The organism is Agathobacter sp. LCP21S3_B2, from assembly GCF_052118705.1.
In the GTDB taxonomy this organism is placed as follows: domain Bacteria; phylum Bacillota; class Clostridia; order Lachnospirales; family Lachnospiraceae; genus Roseburia.
In genome coordinates this window covers 1-20,472 of the sequence record NZ_JBQKGQ010000029.1, presented here as the reverse complement: position 1 = coordinate 20,472, position 20,472 = coordinate 1, and the positions used below count along the sequence as shown (strand labels likewise).

19 protein-coding genes are annotated in these 20,472 nt (G+C 40.2%); 17 read left to right on the top strand and 2 right to left on the bottom strand.

The genetic code is table 11. The annotated features are described in order from the left end of the window. Positions 1 to 449: 449 nt before the first annotated feature. The 12 genes from ACTQ1L_RS14735 to ACTQ1L_RS14680 all read left to right on the top strand — a co-directional run bounded on the left by ACTQ1L_RS14735 (position 450) and on the right by ACTQ1L_RS14680 (position 12,633). Entirely contained in the window at positions 450 to 1,223 is a 774-nt protein-coding gene (locus tag ACTQ1L_RS14735; protein ID WP_441367968.1) for a ParA family protein, read from the top strand. 1 nt (position 1,224) lies between these two features. After that, positions 1,225 to 1,752, top strand: coding sequence for a hypothetical protein (locus ACTQ1L_RS14730; RefSeq protein WP_321110323.1), 528 nt, complete (start codon positions 1,225 to 1,227; stop codon positions 1,750 to 1,752). Positions 1,753 to 2,467: 715 nt separating this feature from the next. Beyond that, the gene (locus ACTQ1L_RS14725) at positions 2,468 to 3,877 is read left to right on the top strand and encodes a RepB family plasmid replication initiator protein (protein ID WP_441367967.1); all 1,410 of its coding nucleotides are present in this window, start codon (positions 2,468 to 2,470) and stop codon (positions 3,875 to 3,877) included. A 506-nt stretch (positions 3,878 to 4,383) separates the two neighbouring features. Next, entirely contained in the window at positions 4,384 to 4,701 is a 318-nt protein-coding gene (locus tag ACTQ1L_RS14720) for a (2Fe-2S)-binding protein (protein WP_441367965.1), read from the top strand. 40 nt (positions 4,702 to 4,741) lie between these two features. Further along, entirely contained in the window at positions 4,742 to 6,334 is a 1,593-nt protein-coding gene (locus ACTQ1L_RS14715) for an FAD-dependent oxidoreductase (protein ID WP_441367963.1), read from the top strand. Between the two features lie 11 nt (positions 6,335 to 6,345). Beyond that, positions 6,346 to 6,678, top strand: a complete 333-nt coding sequence (locus tag ACTQ1L_RS14710; RefSeq protein ID WP_109258896.1) for a (2Fe-2S)-binding protein — start codon at positions 6,346 to 6,348, stop codon at positions 6,676 to 6,678. Continuing rightward, positions 6,671 to 7,831, top strand: a complete 1,161-nt coding sequence (locus ACTQ1L_RS14705) for an NAD(P)/FAD-dependent oxidoreductase (protein WP_441367961.1) — start codon at positions 6,671 to 6,673, stop codon at positions 7,829 to 7,831. The genes ACTQ1L_RS14710 and ACTQ1L_RS14705 overlap by 8 nt, the downstream gene beginning before the upstream one ends. A gap of 297 nt (positions 7,832 to 8,128) precedes the next feature. After that, positions 8,129 to 9,262 carry a tyramine oxidase subunit B gene (locus ACTQ1L_RS14700; protein ID WP_441367959.1) on the top strand — a complete coding sequence of 378 codons (1,134 nt, stop codon included), beginning with the start codon at positions 8,129 to 8,131 and terminating at the stop codon, positions 9,260 to 9,262. Positions 9,263 to 9,289: 27 nt separating this feature from the next. Next, entirely contained in the window at positions 9,290 to 10,090 is an 801-nt protein-coding gene (locus ACTQ1L_RS14695; RefSeq protein WP_441367957.1) for a helix-turn-helix domain-containing protein, read from the top strand. Between the two features lie 2 nt (positions 10,091 to 10,092). Beyond that, complete coding sequence (locus ACTQ1L_RS14690) at positions 10,093 to 10,440, top strand: P-II family nitrogen regulator (protein ID WP_441367955.1); 348 nt, start codon at positions 10,093 to 10,095, stop codon at positions 10,438 to 10,440. 47 nt (positions 10,441 to 10,487) lie between these two features. Next, a complete protein-coding gene (locus tag ACTQ1L_RS14685) occupies positions 10,488 to 11,891 on the top strand; it encodes an APC family permease (protein ID WP_441367954.1) in 1,404 nt (467 codons plus the stop codon). Positions 11,892 to 12,006: 115 nt separating this feature from the next. After that, positions 12,007 to 12,633 (top strand): Maf family protein, encoded by a 627-nt coding sequence (locus ACTQ1L_RS14680; protein WP_441367952.1) that lies wholly within the window; start codon positions 12,007 to 12,009, stop codon positions 12,631 to 12,633. A 178-nt stretch (positions 12,634 to 12,811) separates the two neighbouring features. On the opposite strand, the gene ACTQ1L_RS14675 is transcribed toward ACTQ1L_RS14680, so the two are convergent. Together ACTQ1L_RS14675 and ACTQ1L_RS14670 are read right to left on the bottom strand one after the other, a co-directional pair. After that, on the bottom strand, positions 12,812 to 13,117 hold the full coding sequence (locus ACTQ1L_RS14675; protein ID WP_441367950.1) for an EAL domain-containing protein: 306 nt from the start codon (positions 13,115 to 13,117) through the stop codon (positions 12,812 to 12,814). A 1-nt stretch (position 13,118) separates the two neighbouring features. Next, complete coding sequence (locus ACTQ1L_RS14670; protein ID WP_441367949.1) at positions 13,119 to 13,322, bottom strand: hypothetical protein; 204 nt, start codon at positions 13,320 to 13,322, stop codon at positions 13,119 to 13,121. Positions 13,323 to 13,531: 209 nt separating this feature from the next. Here ACTQ1L_RS14670 and ACTQ1L_RS14665 point away from each other — a divergent pair, with 209 nt between their 5' ends. From ACTQ1L_RS14665 to ACTQ1L_RS14645, 5 genes are all read left to right on the top strand, one after another. Beyond that, positions 13,532 to 13,885, top strand: coding sequence for a hypothetical protein (locus tag ACTQ1L_RS14665; protein ID WP_441367947.1), 354 nt, complete (start codon positions 13,532 to 13,534; stop codon positions 13,883 to 13,885). A 157-nt stretch (positions 13,886 to 14,042) separates the two neighbouring features. Next, complete coding sequence (gene gtfA, locus ACTQ1L_RS14660; RefSeq protein WP_441367945.1) at positions 14,043 to 15,533, top strand: accessory Sec system glycosyltransferase GtfA; 1,491 nt, start codon at positions 14,043 to 14,045, stop codon at positions 15,531 to 15,533. Beyond that, positions 15,512 to 16,885: an accessory Sec system glycosylation chaperone GtfB gene (gene gtfB, locus ACTQ1L_RS14655; RefSeq protein ID WP_441367943.1), complete on the top strand. Its 1,374-nt coding sequence runs from the start codon at positions 15,512 to 15,514 to the stop codon at positions 16,883 to 16,885. The genes gtfA and gtfB overlap by 22 nt, the downstream gene beginning before the upstream one ends. 34 nt (positions 16,886 to 16,919) lie before the next feature. Continuing rightward, complete coding sequence (locus tag ACTQ1L_RS14650; protein WP_321111291.1) at positions 16,920 to 17,462, top strand: hypothetical protein; 543 nt, start codon at positions 16,920 to 16,922, stop codon at positions 17,460 to 17,462. 80 nt (positions 17,463 to 17,542) lie between these two features. Next, complete coding sequence (locus ACTQ1L_RS14645; protein WP_441367942.1) at positions 17,543 to 20,353, top strand: HD domain-containing phosphohydrolase; 2,811 nt, start codon at positions 17,543 to 17,545, stop codon at positions 20,351 to 20,353. The last annotated feature ends 119 nt before the right edge of the window (positions 20,354 to 20,472 follow it).

Genomic DNA, 20,472 nt, shown 5'->3' with positions numbered 1-20,472 from the left:
TATATGTTCTAATTAATATAAACAATAATATTTGCGTTTATCTTATATTTTATATATAATATTCTATATGATTTTATAGAATATACTATTTAAAGTATTATTTAATATTTACTATATGTTTTTATATTTATTGAAATATATAATTTTATTTTTAATATTATATTGTGTAAAATATAGGATAAAATATAGAATTTTATATTTGATAAGCTATATGATTTTATATAAAATCGAATATTATAATAAATATTGGTTAAAAGTTTTTATATAACTGTTGATAAATTAGAAGATATCATATAAAATATACAATAAGATGTTCAATATTATGTAATGTAAATCTGAACACACACTAAAACATACGTTAAAACATAATATAAAATAATCTTATAAAACAGCTAAGTATCATTTTTAATATTGAGACTTAGTAGGATTTATATTCAAGGAGATTTCAAATGGTTAAAACAATAGCAATTACATCTGCAAAAGGCGGCGTTGGAAAGAGTACCTGCACCGTAGAAATTGCGAACGCATTAAGAAATATTACAAACAAGAGAGTACTGGTAATCGATTTAGACGAAAACAGTACCTTAAGTGACAACATAGGAGCCGATATTTCCGCTCCAAACACAATATATGAGGTATTAACAGGAGCTTGCTCCATAAACGATGCCGTGCAGCACCACAAGCTTTTTGACATCATTCCGGGGTCTAAATCACTATCAAAGGCATCTGTTGAATTTACAGAACGTGAGGACGTATATTTACTCTCAGACGTGATTGATTTTATCAAAGATGATTACGACTTCATTTTCGTAGACAATGCGCCTTCCAGATCAGTATTACTGACTATGACCATCATTGCCGCTGATTACATTATCATCCCGACAATGTCTGATGAGGGATCCATGAAGATGGTTGATGAGATGGAAAAGGATATTAGTAAGCTCGTAAACAGCCGAAATCACGAAAGCCATGCTGAGGTTATAGGATATATATTAAATTTCTACAAAAGGTCAAATATGTACGATTTAGCGCTTAACAGACTGCAGGAACACATTAATGACCATGATGAGCCAAAACCATTTATAGCAATAGTTAAAGAACTGATTATAGCCAGTGAGGTAAAGACCTTCAAAACCGCAATATGTGAAGATTACAAATCATCACCTCTTGGCAGGAGCTTTTACGATATAGCAAATACAATTGTAAAAAGGATAGGTGAATAATATGGCATCAAGAAGAGAAATGTTGCTGGCAGCACAGCGAAAAAATGAGAAAAAAGAGCAGGAGAATACCAAAAAAGAGGAGACCTTAGTAGATGTGTATGCTAACTCTACAGAGAAAAGTATCATAGTTAATAATGATACTTCATCAGAAAATGAAATTAATCCTGCAAAAACACAGGCGAATGACAGTGAAAATGCAGAAAATACTCCAAAAAACAATGCTGAATATGATAAAAATCAAGATTTAACACCAGCGACAGAAGAAGATCATAAACCTGAATCAATGAAAAATAGTATAAAAAATAATGAAATTAAATCACAAAATAATTATTCTGAAATAAAAAACAATACTGTAAAGGAATTAATTAAAATTCAAAAAGAAAAGGACCTTAAGAAAAACAGGATTGGATTTCTTGTCACCGATAAAGCATTGGACAATCTTAATAGATACGTAGCAATGACGGGATATAAATCAAAAAATGAATTTATGAATATCATTCTTGAAAATCTGGATGACTTTTTAAAATAATAAATAATTTTTTTAACTCTCAAAAAAGAGAAAAGTATAATATAGTATAGATAATGTATATATGTATAACATAAACGCCGAAAATCCTTAAATAACAAGGGCTTTCGGCGTTTTTGAGTGACATTTAATCAAGTAAAAGGTGACATAAATTACAAATTTATGAGACATACAATCCAGACAAAGGTGATAAAAAGTCCAATAGAAGTGACGTAGACTCCAAGTTAAAGTGACAAAAGAGTATTGAAAAGCACTTTTTCGACAAAATAGTACGTAAAAAATATTAATGTGACATTTAGTCCAAGTAATAGTTGTACTAATCGTCACTATTAGATTGAAATGATGATGAAATAATTATTTAGTTGCTTGTTAAATAAAAAAATTAAGCAAATGACTATAAAAGTATTGTACTAAATGTCACATTTGCAAGAAATCTAAAAGGAAATAATTTCTGAAAACTGCATAATTAGCGGTTTTGCGAAGTATAACAGTTAAAAAGTGACGCTTAGTACAACAAAAAAGAGGGATGACAACAGGATAGAAGAGCAGTAACAGCATAAGAAATATAGGGTGACATCAAGTCCAACAAATATAGTATAATATGTATAAAAAGTGACACGAAGTACAACAAAAAAGAGTTGCAGTAAAAGTAAATGTCACTTATAATTGTAAATGTGCAAAGAGGAGAAGAGGGTGCACTTTTGAAAGGAAAGCAGAAATGGGAACATATAAAAGAAGCAGTAAAGGGATAGTTGATGAAAAAGGTAATATTGTAAAATCTTTTATGATTCCGTCTAATGATGTTCAGGGACAGGTATCAATGGAGTTTAATTCAGAAAATGATGTTTCAATTATTTCTTCTGAGGCTGAGAAGGAGCCTATATTAGAAGAAAGTGGATTGCCGGCATCTATTGAAAAAAATGAAATGACACTATGGGATGAGGCTGAATTTTACGATAATTTTGAGGATAATGCAAAAGAAGCTTTGCAGATGCTTCTTTCTGTTCAGAGTAATGAAAATCCAAATAAAAAAGGCGGAGAGGACATCGGATTCAGATGTGACAGTATTATTTTCAAAAACAGACAGCAGTATTCAGTTACCGAGAATACCATTTTTGATATAATTACAGGATACATTTCTTCATATCCTGATAATAAATCATATAAGATTTATATTAAGGATATTGCAAAGTACATCGGATATAATGACAAGAATTACATATATCGCGTTTTTAAAAAGGATTTTGACAAGCTGAAGAAAAAACCTCTTCTTATTGAAATACCCGGAAAAGAAGAGGGCGCTGATCCAATGGAGATTCAGTGGTGGCTTTTGTTTGATTATAACAGTGCTGAGGATTGTAAAAAGAAGGGGATGAATGATAATGCACATATCGTAATTGTTCCGACTCCTTTTTTTAAGATACTGACATTGTCATCAACGATTATGCATGGAGCACATTATTCTATAGAAATAAGTAGCAGCATAAAAGGAAAATATGCCCGTAACTTGTATTACATACTTGAAAGCCGCAAGAATTATAAGGCTTATCCCAACGCAATGCCGGGAGTTTTTACTCTAACGCTTGATGAGCTGAGAGAGCTGGTAGATTATCCTACGACGTACAGACCAACAGATGTTAGAAGAAGAATACTGGACGAAGCGAGAGATGAGATTAACAATATACCAAACACAGATATACAGTTTGATTATGAGCTTCTAAAAACAGGAAAGTCATTTACAGGCGTGAGGTTCATGATTAAGAATATCCTTAAACTCAAGGAGCAGGAGATTAATGCCATAGAAGAGAAGGACAGCAGGGATACTGTTGTTGTAGGTATTTTGAAGGGCTTTGGTTTTTCGGATAAGGATATTGATCAGATATATGAGGATTATGTGAAGACAGATTGTAACATCCAGCAGCTTACTACATTTTTAAGTAAAACATTTTCAAACGAAAAGGTAAAGCATAAGGCATCATATCTGTGTAAGCTTATGGAGAATGGCTTATATTCTGAGAATGATGAGTCAGCTTCCGTTCCATCGAAAAAAAATGTGTTTGTTAATTTTGAACAAAGAGAAAATGATTATGATGAGATGGAGAGAGCACTGCTGGGAAAATCAATATAGCATAAATGAATACAATATAAATAAATATATATGAGTAAAGTATCGGCAATAAAATGTAATCGCTTTTATTGCCGATTTTTAGTAATTAATATACACATTTCATTCGAAGAGTTTTTGAGTTAAGACAAAAAAGGTTAACCCAAAATGGCTTGCCTTTATTATGAAAAATAACGAAAAGATGGCATATTGCGTCACCTCGTACTGCGTTTATGTATAGAGTGTATTATTTCCGGTTTCATATCCCCAATACTCATTGATGAGGAGAAAGTACTGGATATCAGCAGTGACAAATGCGTAGGAGCGTTGTCCCTTGTGATTGCACAGTATGCAGACCGGATAGTAGTTGTTGACAAGGGAAGTATCGTTTTTTACAATACCGGATAAATTTTATATGTTAATGTCTAATCAGTAAATGAGTTAGACAAAGGCGTCAGCGATACAATCGTTGGCGCCTTTTTTAATCGCTTACTTAAGCGGTTTGAAAGTACACTAGGAGGATTGAGATTATGGATAGAATTGAAAATCACCCAATATTGGGAGAAACACCAAAGAGAAAAAAGGTTACCTTCAGTTATGATGGAAAGCTTCTGGAGGGCTATGAAGGAGAACCGATTGCAACAGCCTTAAAGGCAGCCGGTGTTATGGCTCACAGATACACAGCGAAGACACATGAGCCGAGAGGAATATTTTGTGCAATAGGAAGATGTACTGATTGTGTGATGATTGTAGACGGAAAGCCAAATATCAGAACCTGCATCACACCGCTTGAAGCCGGAATGGTTGTTCAGACACAGTACGGCGTATCTGCGAAAGCACAGGAATAATATTTGAAAGCATAAAATATATGGAATGGAGACATGAATTATGAAGATTGAACGATATGACATGATAGTAATTGGTGCCGGACCTGCCGGTTTGTCTGCAGCAATAGAGGCAGCAAAAAAAGGATTAAAGCCGATAGTATTTGATGAAAATGCCAGACCGGGCGGACAGCTTTTTAAACAGATTCATAAATTCTTTGGTTCAAAGGAGCATAAAGCTAAAGAAAGAGGCTTTAAAATTGGTGAAGAGCTTCTCAAAGAAGCACAGGAATACGGAGTTGAGGTCATTTTAAATGCTACGGTAGTAGGCCTTTATCCGGAAAAGGAGATAACAGTAAAGGTTGGAGAAAGCGTAAAGCACTATAAAGGAGATGCTGTTCTTGTCGCCACAGGAGCCAGTGAGAATATGGTAAATTTCGAGGGATGGACAAAGCCAGGAGTAATTGGAGCCGGAGCAGCCCAGACCATGATGAACCTCCATCACGTAAAACCCGGCAACAGAATACTGATGCTAGGCTCAGGAAACGTTGGACTTGTAGTAAGCTATCAGCTTTTGCAGGCAGGCTGTGAGGTTGTTGCACTGGCTGATGCAGCACCAAGGGTTGGTGGATACGGCGTACATGCCGCCAAGGTAGCCCGATGCGGGGTTCCGTTCTATCTCTCACATACAATAGTAAGAGTAGAGGGCGATGATTATGTGACAGGCGTTGTGATAGGACAGGTCGGACCTGATTGGAAAATAATACCGGGCACGGAAAAGCATTTTGATGTAGACACAGTATGTCTGGCAGTTGGATTATCACCTATGTCGCAGCTTTTAAAACAGGCAGAGGTACAGATGAGCGATACAAAGGGTGGAAATGTTCCGGTAATTGATAAATTCGGAGCCACAAGTGTTCCCGGAATCTATGCGGCAGGCGATGTCTCAGGTATAGAGGAAGCAAGCTCAGCCATGATAGAAGGCAGAATGTCAGGAGCATCCATTGCATGTTATCTGGGATATATGACTGAGGAGGAAAGAGATGCAAGGATTGGCGAGCTTGAAGGACAGTTAGACACTCTCAGACAGGGAATGTTTGCACCAAAGAACAGAGGAAAGCTTGTTGAAACGACAGAAGAGGGAATTGTTGTTTCAAAGAATCTTTTGAATAAAGGATATGTGGCGGATGAAGAGATAGAAAGATTCCCCGGTGTCACACACCAGAAGGGCATACATCCTGTAATCGAGTGTACACAGAATATTCCGTGTAACCCATGTCAGGATGCATGTAAGATAGGCTGCATCAGAATCGGCAGAAATATCACCTCACTTCCGGCAATTGATCCGGATAAAAAATGTGTAGGCTGCGGAATGTGCGTGGCTTCATGCTCAGGACAGTCTATCTTCCTTGTAGAAGAAGATGTAGAGGAAGGTTATGGTGAGGTGACAATGCCATATGAGTTCCTTCCGCTTCCAAAGGTCGGTGACAGGGGCGTTGCACTTGGCAGAAACGGTAAATATGTATGTGATGCAGAGGTTACAAAAATCAGGACAGCCCCGGTATTTGACCATACATATCTGCTCACAATAAAGGTTCCAAATGACATGGTAATGAAGGCGAGATTCTATAAAAAAGAAATGGCAAAGGAAGCATAGGAGGTTTTATTATGATTGATATTCAGGCAAAGTTAAAGGAAATAGGACCTTTTGTAAAAGGTGAGGATGATGATCTCCTTGTCTGCAGATGTGAAGAGGTAACAAAGGGGCAGATTAGAAAAGCTGTGCATGAAGGCATTTTTACAATGGAAGAAATGCGCAGGTATTTGAGAAGCGGCATGGGATTGTGTCAGGGACAGACCTGCGGAAAGCTGGTAAAAGGAATAATAGCAAGTGAGTTAAAGGTATCTCCGGCAGAGATTGTTCCGGCAAGCTCGAGAGCACCGATGAGACCAATTGAGATGTGTATACTTGCAGAAGACGGAGGTGACTGTGATGAGTAATGTGGCAGATGTAGTAATTATCGGAGGCGGAGTAAACGGATGTGCGGCAGCATATTATCTGGCAAAGAGCGGTACCAGATCAGTGATAGTATTAGAGGCAACTAACAGCATAGGGCATGGTGGTTCATCCAGAAATGGAGGAGGTGTCCGTCAGTCAGGACGAGATGTAAGAGAGCTGCCATATGCCATGTATGGCATAAGAAATCTGTGGCCAACACTTTCAGAGGAGCTTGGAGTGGACACAGAGTATACACAGAAGGGCAATCTGCGTATGGGAAAAACCCCGGAGCATATGAAGAAGCTGGAGAGTCTTGCAAACTCAGCACAATCTGTAGGTCTTGATGTCAGAATGATAGACAAGAAGGAGGTAAAAGAAATTTGCCCATATCTGTCTGATGAGGTAATCGGAGCAAGCTGGTGCCCTACAGACGGACACGCAAATCCGCTTACCACAACACTGGGATATTATAAAAGGGCACTTGAGCTTGGGGTCAGATTCTACACGGATGCACCGGTAAAGAGTCTTCAAAAGGTGAAAGGAAAGGTAAGAAAGGTCATATTAAATGATGGTACAGTGTTTGAGGGCGAGACAATAATACTTGTTGCAGGCTATGAGAGCAGAGCTATAGCAAGGACAATCGGAGTTGATGTTCCGATGAACAGACTGATAGATGAGTGTCTTGTAACAGAAATGCAGCCACATATGATAGATGTTATGTTTGGATGTGCATCTGCTGATTTCTATGGTCATCAGACAAAGCATGGTTCCTTTGTATTCGGCTCGGATTCAGGCTGGGAAACAGTGGATGAGATGGTAGATCCGTCAACAAACCTGGCTGATCCGTCAAGGATGATTACAAATTCCGTGACTCTGTCAGCTAGCTGCAGAGCTATTGAGGGCTATATTCCGGCACTTCGAGATGCAAAGATAGTCAGAAGCTGGTGTGGATGGCTGGATAATTCATTTGATGGGGTACCTTTTTTAAGCAGGGTTGATGAAGCACCGGGACTTATACTGGCATGTGGCTTTACAGGTCATGGCTTTGGTACAGCTCCTGCAGTCGGACTTATGCTGAGCCAGATGGTGCATGGTGAAAAGACGGTAGTTGATATCAGTGCGCTCAGATATGACAGATTTAAGCCTTGCAGATAAAATGTTATATGGAAAACTAATATGGGTTGTATCGTTTTATACAATACAGGCTGTGAACAATAATATATAATCAGGTTATAAAGCAAATAAAAAAGAAATATGCTTTTATTTGTAAAGTACATAGACTTGAAATGTTAAATATGTTAATATACATACATGACGAAGGTGTCAACAGCAGAAGCTGTTGGCGCCTTTTTTGATTTTTGAGATTCATCATAAGCATATTTCTCTGACATGTATATAAACATATTTGTACCTGACAGTTGTAACATGACACAGGAAACGGAGGAAAATAAGATGAGTGCAAAAATTGATTTTCTTTACTTAAGTGAACCAGATATGATTAAGGCCGGGGTAAAGGATATGGCAAAATGCGTTGAGGTCATGGAGGATATGATGGTCACACTGAAAAAGGGTGACTATGTGATGGGTGGTGAAAATCACAATTCACATGGATGTATGGTTACCTTCCCTGATAATCCTGAATTTGAGGGGATGCCAAAGAATGGCGAGGACAGACGTTTCATGGCAATGCCGGCATATCTGGGAGGCAATTTTCAGATGGCAGGCATGAAGTGGTATGGCTCAAACACTGAAAATAAAAAAGCAGGACTTCCGCGTTCCATTCTCATGATGATGTTAAATGACAAGGATACAGGAGCACCTTTAGCGCTTATGTCAGCAAATCTTTTAAGTGCTTACAGAACGGGAGCAATTCCCGGAGTTGGAGCCAAGTATCTTGCCAGAAAGGACTCAAAGGTAGCAGCAATTGTTGGCCCCGGAGTAATGGGAAAGACATCTCTTGCAGCATTTATCAGTGTATGTCCAAAGCTCGACACAGTTAAAATCAAAGGCCGTGGACAAAAATCAATCGATTCATTTGTAGAATATGTAAAGAAGGAATTTTCTCAGATTAAGACAATTAAAGTCTGTGAGACAATGGAGGAAGCCATAAAAGGCAGTGATATCATCAGTACAACCACATGTGTCGGCGACAAGGAATCGCTATTCCCATACATTGATGAGGCCTGGATAAAGGAAGGAGCTCTCATATGTATGCCTTCAGCAGCCAGATTTGATGAGAAATTCTATCTGGATAAAAACACAAAGCTTGTCGTAGATAATTATAAGCTCTACGAAGCATGGGCGGAGGAATATCCATATCCGAGCTACGATCCGGTACAGATTGTAGGCTGTAAATTTATGGACCTCATGCATGACAAAAAAATAACAAGAGATGAAATAATAGATGTAACCGATGTCATAACCGGTAAGCTGACAGGCAGAGACAATGATAAGCAACGAATCATATACTCAGTCGGTGGAATGCCTGTAGAGGACATTGCCTGGGGAGAGACAGTATACAAAAGGGCTCTTGAGCTTGGAATTGGAGTCAGACTCAACCTTTGGGAGGAACCGGAGCTTCATTAGTTATGACTTTTGAAAAGAGGTCAGATTATGCAAAAAGAGAATATTATCATTAATCCGTGTCAGCCATACGTTGAACTGGGGGTTGACAATGTATCAAGGCTTGATATGCCAAAGCTTGGAATTTCACATTTCTATGAATTTTCATTAGGAAACAAATTACTGCATGAGCTGAAAGCAGTTCCCGATGGAAGCATAGATTTGCTGTTTAATATAGGAAGAAACAGGGTTATTACTTTTATAAGCGGAACTGTATTCGGAGTAAAGAAATGGGAGCTGGGCGATGTTGGCTTATGCTTTGGCGTCAGATTTCAGCCGGGACAGGGAATACTGCCACGGGAGCTTTCTATGGACATGCTTGTAAATGACGATTTGGAAATAGATGGCAATCTCTTTGGCAAAAATCTCACTGAAAGGATAGCTATGGCAACTGATATAAAAAGCCGTAGTGTGATTTTTATGGAGGCTTACAGGGATTTTGTATATGGACGTCCCGATTTGTCAGACAAAGAGATGATTAATGAATATCTGGTAAACCGCATTACGCGTGCAAACGGACATATAAGCATTAGTGAGCTGCAGGAGGAAACAAATTATTCAGCCTGTTATCTAAGAAGGGTATTTAAGAATTATAATAGTATTTCACCAAAGCAATTTGCACGTTATATACGTTTTCAGACACTTTTGGATAAATTAAACACAAACAATACACGTTATGATGAGCTTGCACTTGATTGTGGATATTTTGATGAGGCACACATGATGAAGGAATTTAAAAGCTATGCAGGCTTAACATTGGAGCAGTACAGGAAAATGCAAAGGAGGATATAGGCATGAGCAGAATATCAAAGATTGAAGTTATCACAGGAATGTCAAAGCTTACAGACCTGATACAGCAGCTAAGCAAGGTTGGAGTACGCGGAGTCACGGTTATGCAGGTGTTAGGCTGCGGAGTGGAAATGGGTACGCAGGAATATGAGGTGGAGATAAATGAAGTTATGGAGCTGCTTCCAAAGCAGCAGATAAATATTGTTGTAGAGACATCAAAGGTAGATAAAATCCTGGACATTATCAAAAAAGAGCTATATACAGGGCATATTGGCGATGGAAAGATTTTTGTATACAGCATCGACAATGTAATAAGGGTCCGTACCGGAGACGAGGGACTGGAAGCGATTTAATTAAAAGTATCAGTTTGTAAATATATGAATGAAAGAGGGCGTTGATTATGGATGAAAAGAAATTAGGCTTAGGAAATGTAGTATCAATTTCTGTTGGGCTCGTAGTCGCAACGAGCTGTCTCGTATCACTCGGAAATGGTGCAGGTACACTTGGAATCACATTTATATTTGCAATGTTCATTGCAATGCTCTTAAACATGACAACGGTTGCATCGCTGTCAGAACTGAATGCACTTATGCCCAATACAACAGGTGGTCTCGCGCAGTATACACTAGCGGCACTTGGACCATTTCCGACACTTATCTCAATGGTTGGAGGCTACTTAATCTGTAACACAATGTCATGTGGAGTGGAGGCTTCTATATTCTCTTTCTCGCTTGCAGATGTTATAGGACCCGGCATACCAAGCTTTGCATATACTGTCATTATGACGGTTATTATCCTGTTGGCAAATCTAAGAGGGGTGGATATGTTTGCAAAAATACAGGATATTGTTGCATTTCTGCTTGTCGGCTCGCTGGTTGCTATGGGCTTCATCGGTATGATAGGTATAGGAACAGGAGTAAAAATACAACAGCAATATGTCCTCAATGCCGATTTTAAGGATGTTGCAGCAATGACGGCAGTGGCTTTCTGGCTTTTTATAGGGGCCGAATATGCAATCCCAGTATCAAAGCAGGTGAAAAATGCGAAACGAAATGTGCCGCTTGGCATGATGATAGGACTTTTCCTCATATTTATTATGCAGTCAGTCATGATTTTTGGATTTCACAATTATGTGGAGTGGGGAGCACTCGCAGACTCCGCAGCTCCTCACCTGGTATATGGCTATGCAGTTCTCGGAAAAGCCGGAAAAATATGGATGATGCTGGTCGGAGCTCTGGCTGTGATAAGTACACAGAATTCAACAGTCAATTCACTTGCTGTTATCTGTCAGGGAATGGCAAAAATGAATATGCTTCCAAAGATTTTTGCAAAGACAAACAGACACAATGTGCCGTGGTTTGGTCAGGTCTTTGTGAGTGCGCTTATCCTGATATTTGGATATTTCAGTGACAGCTCCGCAGATATGATTTCATTTTTGATTCTGGTAGGCTCAGTATTCTGGATGATTTCATACATATTGGCACATATTGATCTACTGATTTTCAGAAAAAGGCTTCCAAAAGCACCAAGAAACTTTAAAGTGCCGTGTGGCCCATTATTTCCAATAATCGGAATTGTCGGTACAGCGTATATGATTTTAAATATTTCAAGTGACCCACATGAAAAGCTTATGATATGGCTTGTTACCGGAGTCTGCTTTATAGTGCTCGGAATATATTCAGCTTTGTGGATCAGGTTTAAGATGAAGATGAAGATTTTTAAGAGTATTCCGCTCGACAAGGTGCTTGCTATGGAAAATGACCTATATTATTATGTCAGAAAAAGTAAGGGAATATGGAAATAATTCAATTAATTAATTTGTCCTTTTTTTGGCTATTTATGTGTGATAAAATATATGAAATTATACGATGAAATATAAACAGCTAAAAAATCAGAGTTGAAAGAAAAGGTAAATAAATATGAGTCAGATAATATTAGCGTCGGCATCACCTCGTCGAAAGGAATTATTAGAGCAGATTGGGGCAGAGTTTGTTGTCTGTCCTGCAAAGGGAGAGGAGATAATCACAGAGGAGGAGCCGTCTGCGGTTGTCATGGAGCTATCCCGTCAAAAGGCAGAGGAGGTAGCATCAGGAGTGCTTACCTACAATGAACAGCACGCAGAGCTTGTGACACCACAGGATATTCTTGTGATCGGAGCAGATACGGTAGTGGCTTATGAGAATCAGATTCTTGGAAAGCCAAAGAATGAAGAAGATGCAAGGCGTATGCTTTCGATGCTTTCGGGAAAAAAGCACAGCGTCTATACAGGGGTAACGTTTGTGTTTATTGACAAAGATGGAAGAACCGGAGAACACTGCTTTTATGAGAAGACGGATGTCAGCATGTATACGTTAACAGAAGATGAGATTGACCGCTATATTTCAAGTGGTGATCCTATGGATAAAGCGGGAAGCTACGGGATACAGGGACGCTTTGCCATACACATTAAGGGAATACAAGGTGATTACAATAATGTGGTAGGACTTCCGGTAGCGCGCCTGTATCAGGAGCTTAAGAAGCTTGGAGTCAGTATCTGGGAGTATTAATAAATTCGGAAATTGAGTGTCTTAAGCCATAAGAAGCTTTATAAGTTCCTTATGACCGATAGGTTTTGAGTAATGATAACCCAGAAACCAGGTGACATCAAACTGCCTTAGGTAGCTTTCCAGAGTATCAGTTTCAATCCCCTCAATACAAATCTTGAGGTTTGCAGCGTTTGCGAAATTAATCATGCCAATCTTCATCGGCTGCACTTATTGCCGTTCTCATGATATAGTTTTCAAGCTCATACATAGCAGGGGTATCCTCCAGCCAGTCAATAAACAGTCCGGGTGGTACTGCGCCGAAAGGCTCTTTTTTCCAGCGAACCAGAGCCTCAGCACCCATTATCTCACCGTCTTGTGCCTTTACAATTGGTTGGAACTCAACAAAAAATCCATCACATCCATTGAGAACCGACTGATGGATGATTTTCATGATATCTATATGCGAGGTATCATTAAAGAGAACCATATCATTAAAAAATAACATATCATGACTGTGAAGTGTCTTTGCCCGGTCGAGAGTGTACTCCACCTTTCTTACGATTCGCTACTATAGCACCTGTATCCGGATCCAGGTGTCCAACGCTTACGCGTTTGTGCTTGCATGTTTTAGTTTCTTTATCCCAGTAGGTTGTATTCTCGTAAACATAGGTTTTACCATTCGGATTCTTCACATAAACGTATGATGACATGTATTTCTCCTTACAAAACAGTGTATAATTATTATAATTATATTATACATTTTATACACTATTTTGTAAAGAGAAATACAAAAAAATCCAGTATTTATGCGGGTTTTAGAACACGTTCGATATGACATGTGTATAATTTTTTCGGGAGATTAGGATACATACTTGACAACATCTCATACAAGCTGGACTCCGGTCTGTCAAGGTCTGACATGGAAAGAGCCGCCACTGTTAGCGACTACCTGATGCTTCGCGTGTATCAGGGGCTTTCAAGACAGCGTGAGCGCATAGGTGATGAGGAGGCTTACGGGCAGTTTGTCCGTGAGGCAACTCTAAAGGCTGTGGATGATGGCTGGGTTGAGCTGATTGACTACCTCGAGCAGCTCAAGTATGCGGTAGCGGGAAGAGCATCTGCACAGAGAAATGTTATGTTTGAGTACCAAAATGAGGCTTTCGAGTCGTTTTTGGATACAGAAAAAGCAGTAAAATGTAATATCATAAGAAATATTTTACTTAGTGATGTGAAAATCGGCAAGGATGGCAGGCTGCAGATTATATATCCATAGATGTAACTATTCATAAAATATGGAGAAAAAGCAGATACGTCATGCTGGCATATAAGCAGCTGATTTTCTTGTTTTCAATGTGGCTTAAAAAATAGTCACATTAAATTACATACAGACACTGTAATATCAATAGTTTGACAGATACGAGGAGAATCATATGGTATATAACTTCAATCTCGGAATAGGCTGGGCTTCAAGCGGTGTGGAGTACGCACAGAGCTACAGAGCGAATCTGCTCCGCAGGGCATATATTCCGGCAAGGTTTGTTTTCACAGATATGTTTCCAACTGAAAATATAGAGCACATGACAAGAAACATCGGCTTTTTGGATGAGGAAGTGATATGGCTGTACACATTTTTTACAGATGTGAGGACATCGCCTGTTACCTTTACTCTAAAGGAGCTTGAGGCTACGATGGCAGAGGAGAATTATACCTTTTCCAGAGATGGGAAGACGTGCAGGTATCAGTTTAAGGAGAGAGGCAGGTTCTACACCTGCTACATGGTCGATGATACAAGTGATCTCGTGCACAGAGTCGAGATTGTCTCAAACGGATGCCTGATCAGGAAGGATTTTTACACCTATTGTAGGACCTTCAGCGAGTACTATGCTCCGCTTGACGGCAAGGCTCATCTGTACGGCAGGACATTTTTCAATGAGGATGGCTCGGTGTGTTACGAGGAGGTCATAGAGGATGACAGCTCTTTTTACAGGATAGGAGCGCAGGTGCTTTACACCAAGGCTGACCTGGTCGGCTACATGGTAAAGAGGCTTAATCTCACGGCTGATGATGTGGTGATTATCGACAGGACGACAGGCATAGGCCAGGCAATCCTTGAAAATTGTGGACCGGCTCGCGTAGGCATAGTGGTGCATGCGGACCATTTCAGCGAGGGTGGCACTGATGATGATTACATACTGTGGAACAACTATTATGAGTATTCGTTTTCACAGACTGAGCACATAGATTTCTACATTACAGCGACGGATGCGCAGAATGAGCTTATGAGGCAGCAGTTCAAGAAGTATTGTGGAAAAGAGCCTCATGTGGTGACTATTCCGGTGGGCAGTCTGGATGAGCTTACGTATCCGGATGAGCCGAGAAAGAGGCACTCTCTCATCACAGCGTCGCGTCTTGCGACGGAGAAGCACTGTGATTGGCTGGTGGAGGCTGTCGTAAAGGCAAAAGAAAGTGTTCCTGATATTTCACTTGACATATATGGCAAGGGTGGCGATGAGGCGAAGCTTAATGGACTTATCGGAAGGCTGGGCTGCGCTGATTATGTGCATTTGATGGGACAGCAGAAATTAGATGATGTATACAAGCACTATGATGCGTATGTGGCAGCTTCACAGAGTGAGGGCTTCGGACTCACTCTCATGGAGGCCATAGGCTCAGGGCTTCCTATAGTGGGCTTTGATGTGAGGTATGGCAACCAGACATTTATCGATGATGGGCAAAACGGCTACAGGATTCCAATCACTGATGAGATAGATCAGAAGGAGAAGATAAAGCTCCTTTCTGAGCGTATAGTGAGGATGTTTACAGAGGATGATATGGATGCATTTTCAGCACATTCATATGAAAAAGCTAAAGAATATCTGACTAAGGAGGTGGTTCACAGATGGATAGAGCTGTTGAAGTAACACACGAAGCAGTTGGTATCACACTGCTGTTTGATACATTTTCTGGCGAGAGCAAGAATCTCCTTGAGTCATTTAAAAATGCCGGTGCAGCCTTTCATGCAGCAGTCATTGAGGATGACGGTTTTCTGCCGGATGATGTGATGAGCGTGTATGGATTTTTCTTAGGCGATTGCAGGAAAGCTGACAGCTTACCGGGTAAGCCGCTGTATTTCAATCAGATACAGATTCCTGATTACTGGCGCATAGAGGGCGATAATTCATCTGCGAAGGTCATGGACCGCACCAGGGAGCGAGCGAGGATATTTTTCACGGAGCCTACGCACAGGCGGCGGGTTAAGATTGTTGACTGGCTCGATGATGCCGGTCAGGTCAGGCTTTCAGAGCATTATAACAGGTATGGCGCGATTTTCTGTCACACGGTTTTTAATAAAAAGGGCCAGAAGGCACTCAGGAAGTTTTTTGATGTGACGGGCAGGGAGATGATAGTGGAAAACTTCGTCACCGGCGATTTACTCGTCAGATGGCAGGATAAGGACTGGATTTTCAGAAGTAAGACAGATTTTATAGCGTTTTTCATCAGATGTGCAGGGCTTGAGGATACAGCAGTTTATTTCAACTCGCTGTCATATCCGTTTTTTGCATCACAGGCGCTTGCGCCAAACGGATTTCGCGATGCACTCTTCTGGCACGAGCCGGTGGGAGATGAAATACCCGGCAATATGCAGATTATATTGCATGATCAGGGAACGAGGGCAAAGCGTGTATTTGTATCGCGAAAGGACTCTTACGACAGGCTTATAGCACTTGGCGCTCCTTCCGATAAGGTGAAGCAGCTTGGATATATCTACAGCTTCGTCAGGGAAAATAAGCACAGGCCGCACATACTCGTATGTACCAATTCAGAGAATGTGGGTCATCTGACAGAGCTTGCGTCACTCTTGCCGCAGATGCATTTTCATGTGGCGGCCATCACAGAGATGTCGTCGAAGCTTATGTCGGCAGGGCAGTATGACAATGTGTCACTCTACCCTAATGTGAAGATGTCCGTGCTGGATAGTCTTTTTGAGAAGTGTGATTTCTACCTCGATATCAATCACGAGGGTGAGATAGTGGATGCGGTTAACAGGACTTTCTTAAACAACATGCTTATAGTGGGTTATGAGGAGACCATGCACAACGCATATTACACCGCAGACACGAATACATTTAAGGAGAGCGAGTACGTTGATATGGCGGAGGCTCTCAACACGGCACTGGCCATGCCGCATCTCATTGATGAGGCGCTGGCCATGCAGAAAAAGGCCGCTGTAGCGGCTGATGCAACAGACTACATGGAAATACTTCATTTGTAGTAATACAGGGTTTACGAACAGAAAGGAGCTTAATATGAGTAAAAACACTAACAACAATCAGACAGTAGACGAGAAAAAGGGTAAAAGGATAGGGCTTACAATACTAGGCTATGTGCTTGTAATAGTGGCACTTCTTATAGTGCTTCCAGTTGTGCTTCCACCGATATTTGGCTATCATACATATCTTTCGGGCACAGACCATACAGGAAATATTTCAAAGAACGGCAGCGTGGTATATTTAAAGACTATTGACGAGGCCTCTTACAAGGATGGCAATATAGTGGCCATTGAATCAGCTGATTCATCAGGTAGAAGGGTAGATTCATACTATGTGGATTCTAATGATTCTTCTGCAAAAGAGATTGCACTTCGTGATGGAAAAGGTGTATCATATAAAGTAGTAAAAGGACAGGTTATTGCCAAGACTCCGTTTATCGGATATTTAAACCAGCTTTGCTTTTCGGCAGTTGGAATAATTGTCACAGTAGTGATTTTTGCTGCAGGTGTAGCAATCATGATGTATGTAAATAAAATCAGCAAGGAAATCAACACGATGGTTGAACAGCAGGCAGCATAGCGTGCCTGAATTTCCGTCTGCGACATTGGAAAACCTTACGATAATAAAGCAGACCTTATGTTTGCAGAATAGGATAAATTATGGATAGATACAGCGTAAGCAGGACAAAGAGGTTATTGTTTTATATAATAATGACCTTTTTAACAGTTGGATTTATAGTTGCCGAATGCGTATTACCAAGTGAGAGAAGCACATCAACGAGTGATGAAAATATCACTTATGATGGCAGTTTTACATGGCTTAAAGCAGACGGAGAGAGTGAGGCTGTCGAGGTGCCCGGCAGATATGATGTAAAGCCGGGTGATACTATGACCATAAGCACGGTTTTACCTAAGGATTTTGATGCCAGTGTCATGGCAATCAGGGCTTCACTCCAGACCGTCAGATTCTATGTGGACGGCAGTCTGAGAGCAGAGTATGATACAAAGGATACGAGACCGTTCGGTAAGGATTCTGCGAGCAGATATGTATTTTGCGATATGTCAGAAAATGATGCGGGTAAAGAGGTGCGTATTGAGCTAAAAAGCAGCTCGGCAAACTATTCAGGTGTTGTAAACACAATATACTGTGGAGATAAGAGTGATATATGGGCTAATATTTTTCAAAAGAACTCCAGAGAGACTGTGATTGCCTTTTTTATACTTTTTGCAGCAATAGTGGCCATTTTGTTCAGTATTGCACTCAGTATCGTATACAAGACACACTTTGACATGGAGTATGTGGGCTGGTGCATGCTTCTGGGGGCCGTGTGGATGCTTGGCGAGTCAAAGCTGCGCCAGATGCTTGTTCCCAATGCATCGGTTATGGCAGCCATGTGTTTCATAGTAATTCTGGTAGCTCCCATCGCCATTTCAATTTATATTGACAACGTACAGGGAGGACGATATCGAAAAATATATGCGTGCGTAGAGACTCTGTCCTTTGTGAATTTTCTTACATGCATGCTGCTTCAGCTAACAGGTGTGTGTGACTTTATCGGGACACTTCCGGCAGGGCAGGTGATGCTTGCGGTATGCTGCATAGTTGTTATCTCAACATTTATCATTGATATAATTAAAAAGAGAGCGGCAGCCTATGGACTTGAGATGTTTGCCACGGTTGTAGCACTTGTTTTGATGCTTATAGAAGAGGCATCGGTGTATTTTGTTGTCACTATTTCAGGCTTTTTTATCGGGACAGGTCTGGTGGTGATTTTGTTTATCAATATCATAGTCACAATCAAGCGAATCAGCGAGATTGAGTACAAACGCCAAAATGCTGAAAGTGAAAAGCTCAGGGATCAGGCTGAGAGGGTTTCAATGCAGATGATGAAGACTCTTGCTACCACCATCGAGGCAAAGGATGAGTATACTAAGGGACATTCATATAGGGTGGCAGAGTACTCTGCCCTCATAGCAAAGCAGCTCGGATGGAGTGAGAATGAGGTTCAGAATCTGAGAAATGCAGCGTTTCTTCACGATATCGGTAAAATCGGCGTGCCGGATACTATCCTTAATAAACCGACAAAGCTAAGCGATGAAGAATACGAAATAATAAAAAGCCATACAATTATGGGGGCTGACATTTTAAAGGATATTACGATTGTCAGTAATCTGACTGATATTGCCAGATATCATCATGAGAGATATGATGGAAAAGGCTATCCGGACGGATTAAAGGGAGAGGAAATTCCGTTTCATGCCCGTATTATAAGCGTAGCTGACAGCTATGATGCCATGAAGTCCAGAAGAATATACAGAAATTCACTTCCTGATGAAATAATAAGGGATGAGATAGTCAAAAACAAAGGCACTCAGTTTGATCCTCAGATTGCGGATATTTTTATTGAGCTTATGGACAAAAATGCGGTTGTCATTGAGGACAATAATTTTATGCAGGAGGAGGGCGATAATGCTGATATTGAGCTTGAAGCAGGCAAATTTATTTCAGATGTGGTAAGTACCATCAGCATGCAGGAAAGCTCAGACAGTATCGATTATCTTACGGGGCTTCCTATGAGAAGCCGCGGTCAAAAGCTTATTGCGGAGCGCATGAACGAGATGAATGGCTGCCTTGCATTTATTGATATGGACAATCTAAAAAAAGTTAACGATATACATGGACATAAAGCAGGAGACAGAGCTCTTAAGCTTATAGGAAATATTCTTACTGAAAAAGAGCATAGCGACATGACTGCATGCCGCCTGGGCGGAGATGAATTTTTGATTTTTCTGCCATATTCAGACAGAACTTATATAGAGCAGATTATAGAGCAGTTATTTGATAAATTTGCAAAAGGGCAGGATGACGACTGCGAGATAAGAGATGCTTCCCTGTCTGTTGGAATGTGTATGACGGCAAAGGGTGATATCTTTGAGGATGACTATGCAAAGGCAGATAAGGCATTGTATTATGTAAAGCAAAACAAAAAAGGTACCTATGCATTTTTTCATCAGCTTAAGATAACCTCTAAAGTTAGCTCAGGAATGGGAGTGGATTTGAAAAAAATAGCAGGTTCGCTGAAGGAAAGCGGAAGCTATACAGGAGCTCTTGATTTAAACTACAGAGATTTCGCCAAAATATTTGAGTTTATGAACAATCTTGGTGAGAGACATAAGCATAACTGTTATCTTGTCATGGTGACGATGGAGACACTGCCTGAGCAGTTTATGGACATTGAGGTAATGGAACAAGCACTTGACTATATGGAGCAGTCCATTCGTCAGAAAATCAGGAAGGTTGATGTGTGTACCAGATACAGCTCAGTCCAGTTTTTGATAATACTCTTTGAATCTTTGGAAAACCAGATTCCAAAGGTTATGGAGCGTATATTCATGCAGTATTACAAGCTGTACAATAAAAATGATTTCAGACCGAAATACGAGTATATTAAAATGATAGATGACAGGTAAAATTAGTTTGGGTCAATCATTTTTCTTATGGGTTTAGCCCCAAATGTTTTAGGTTATCGTCATCCTGCCGCCATCCTTGACAGGTCAAAAAATAAATGCTGTGGGTTAATCACCGACGG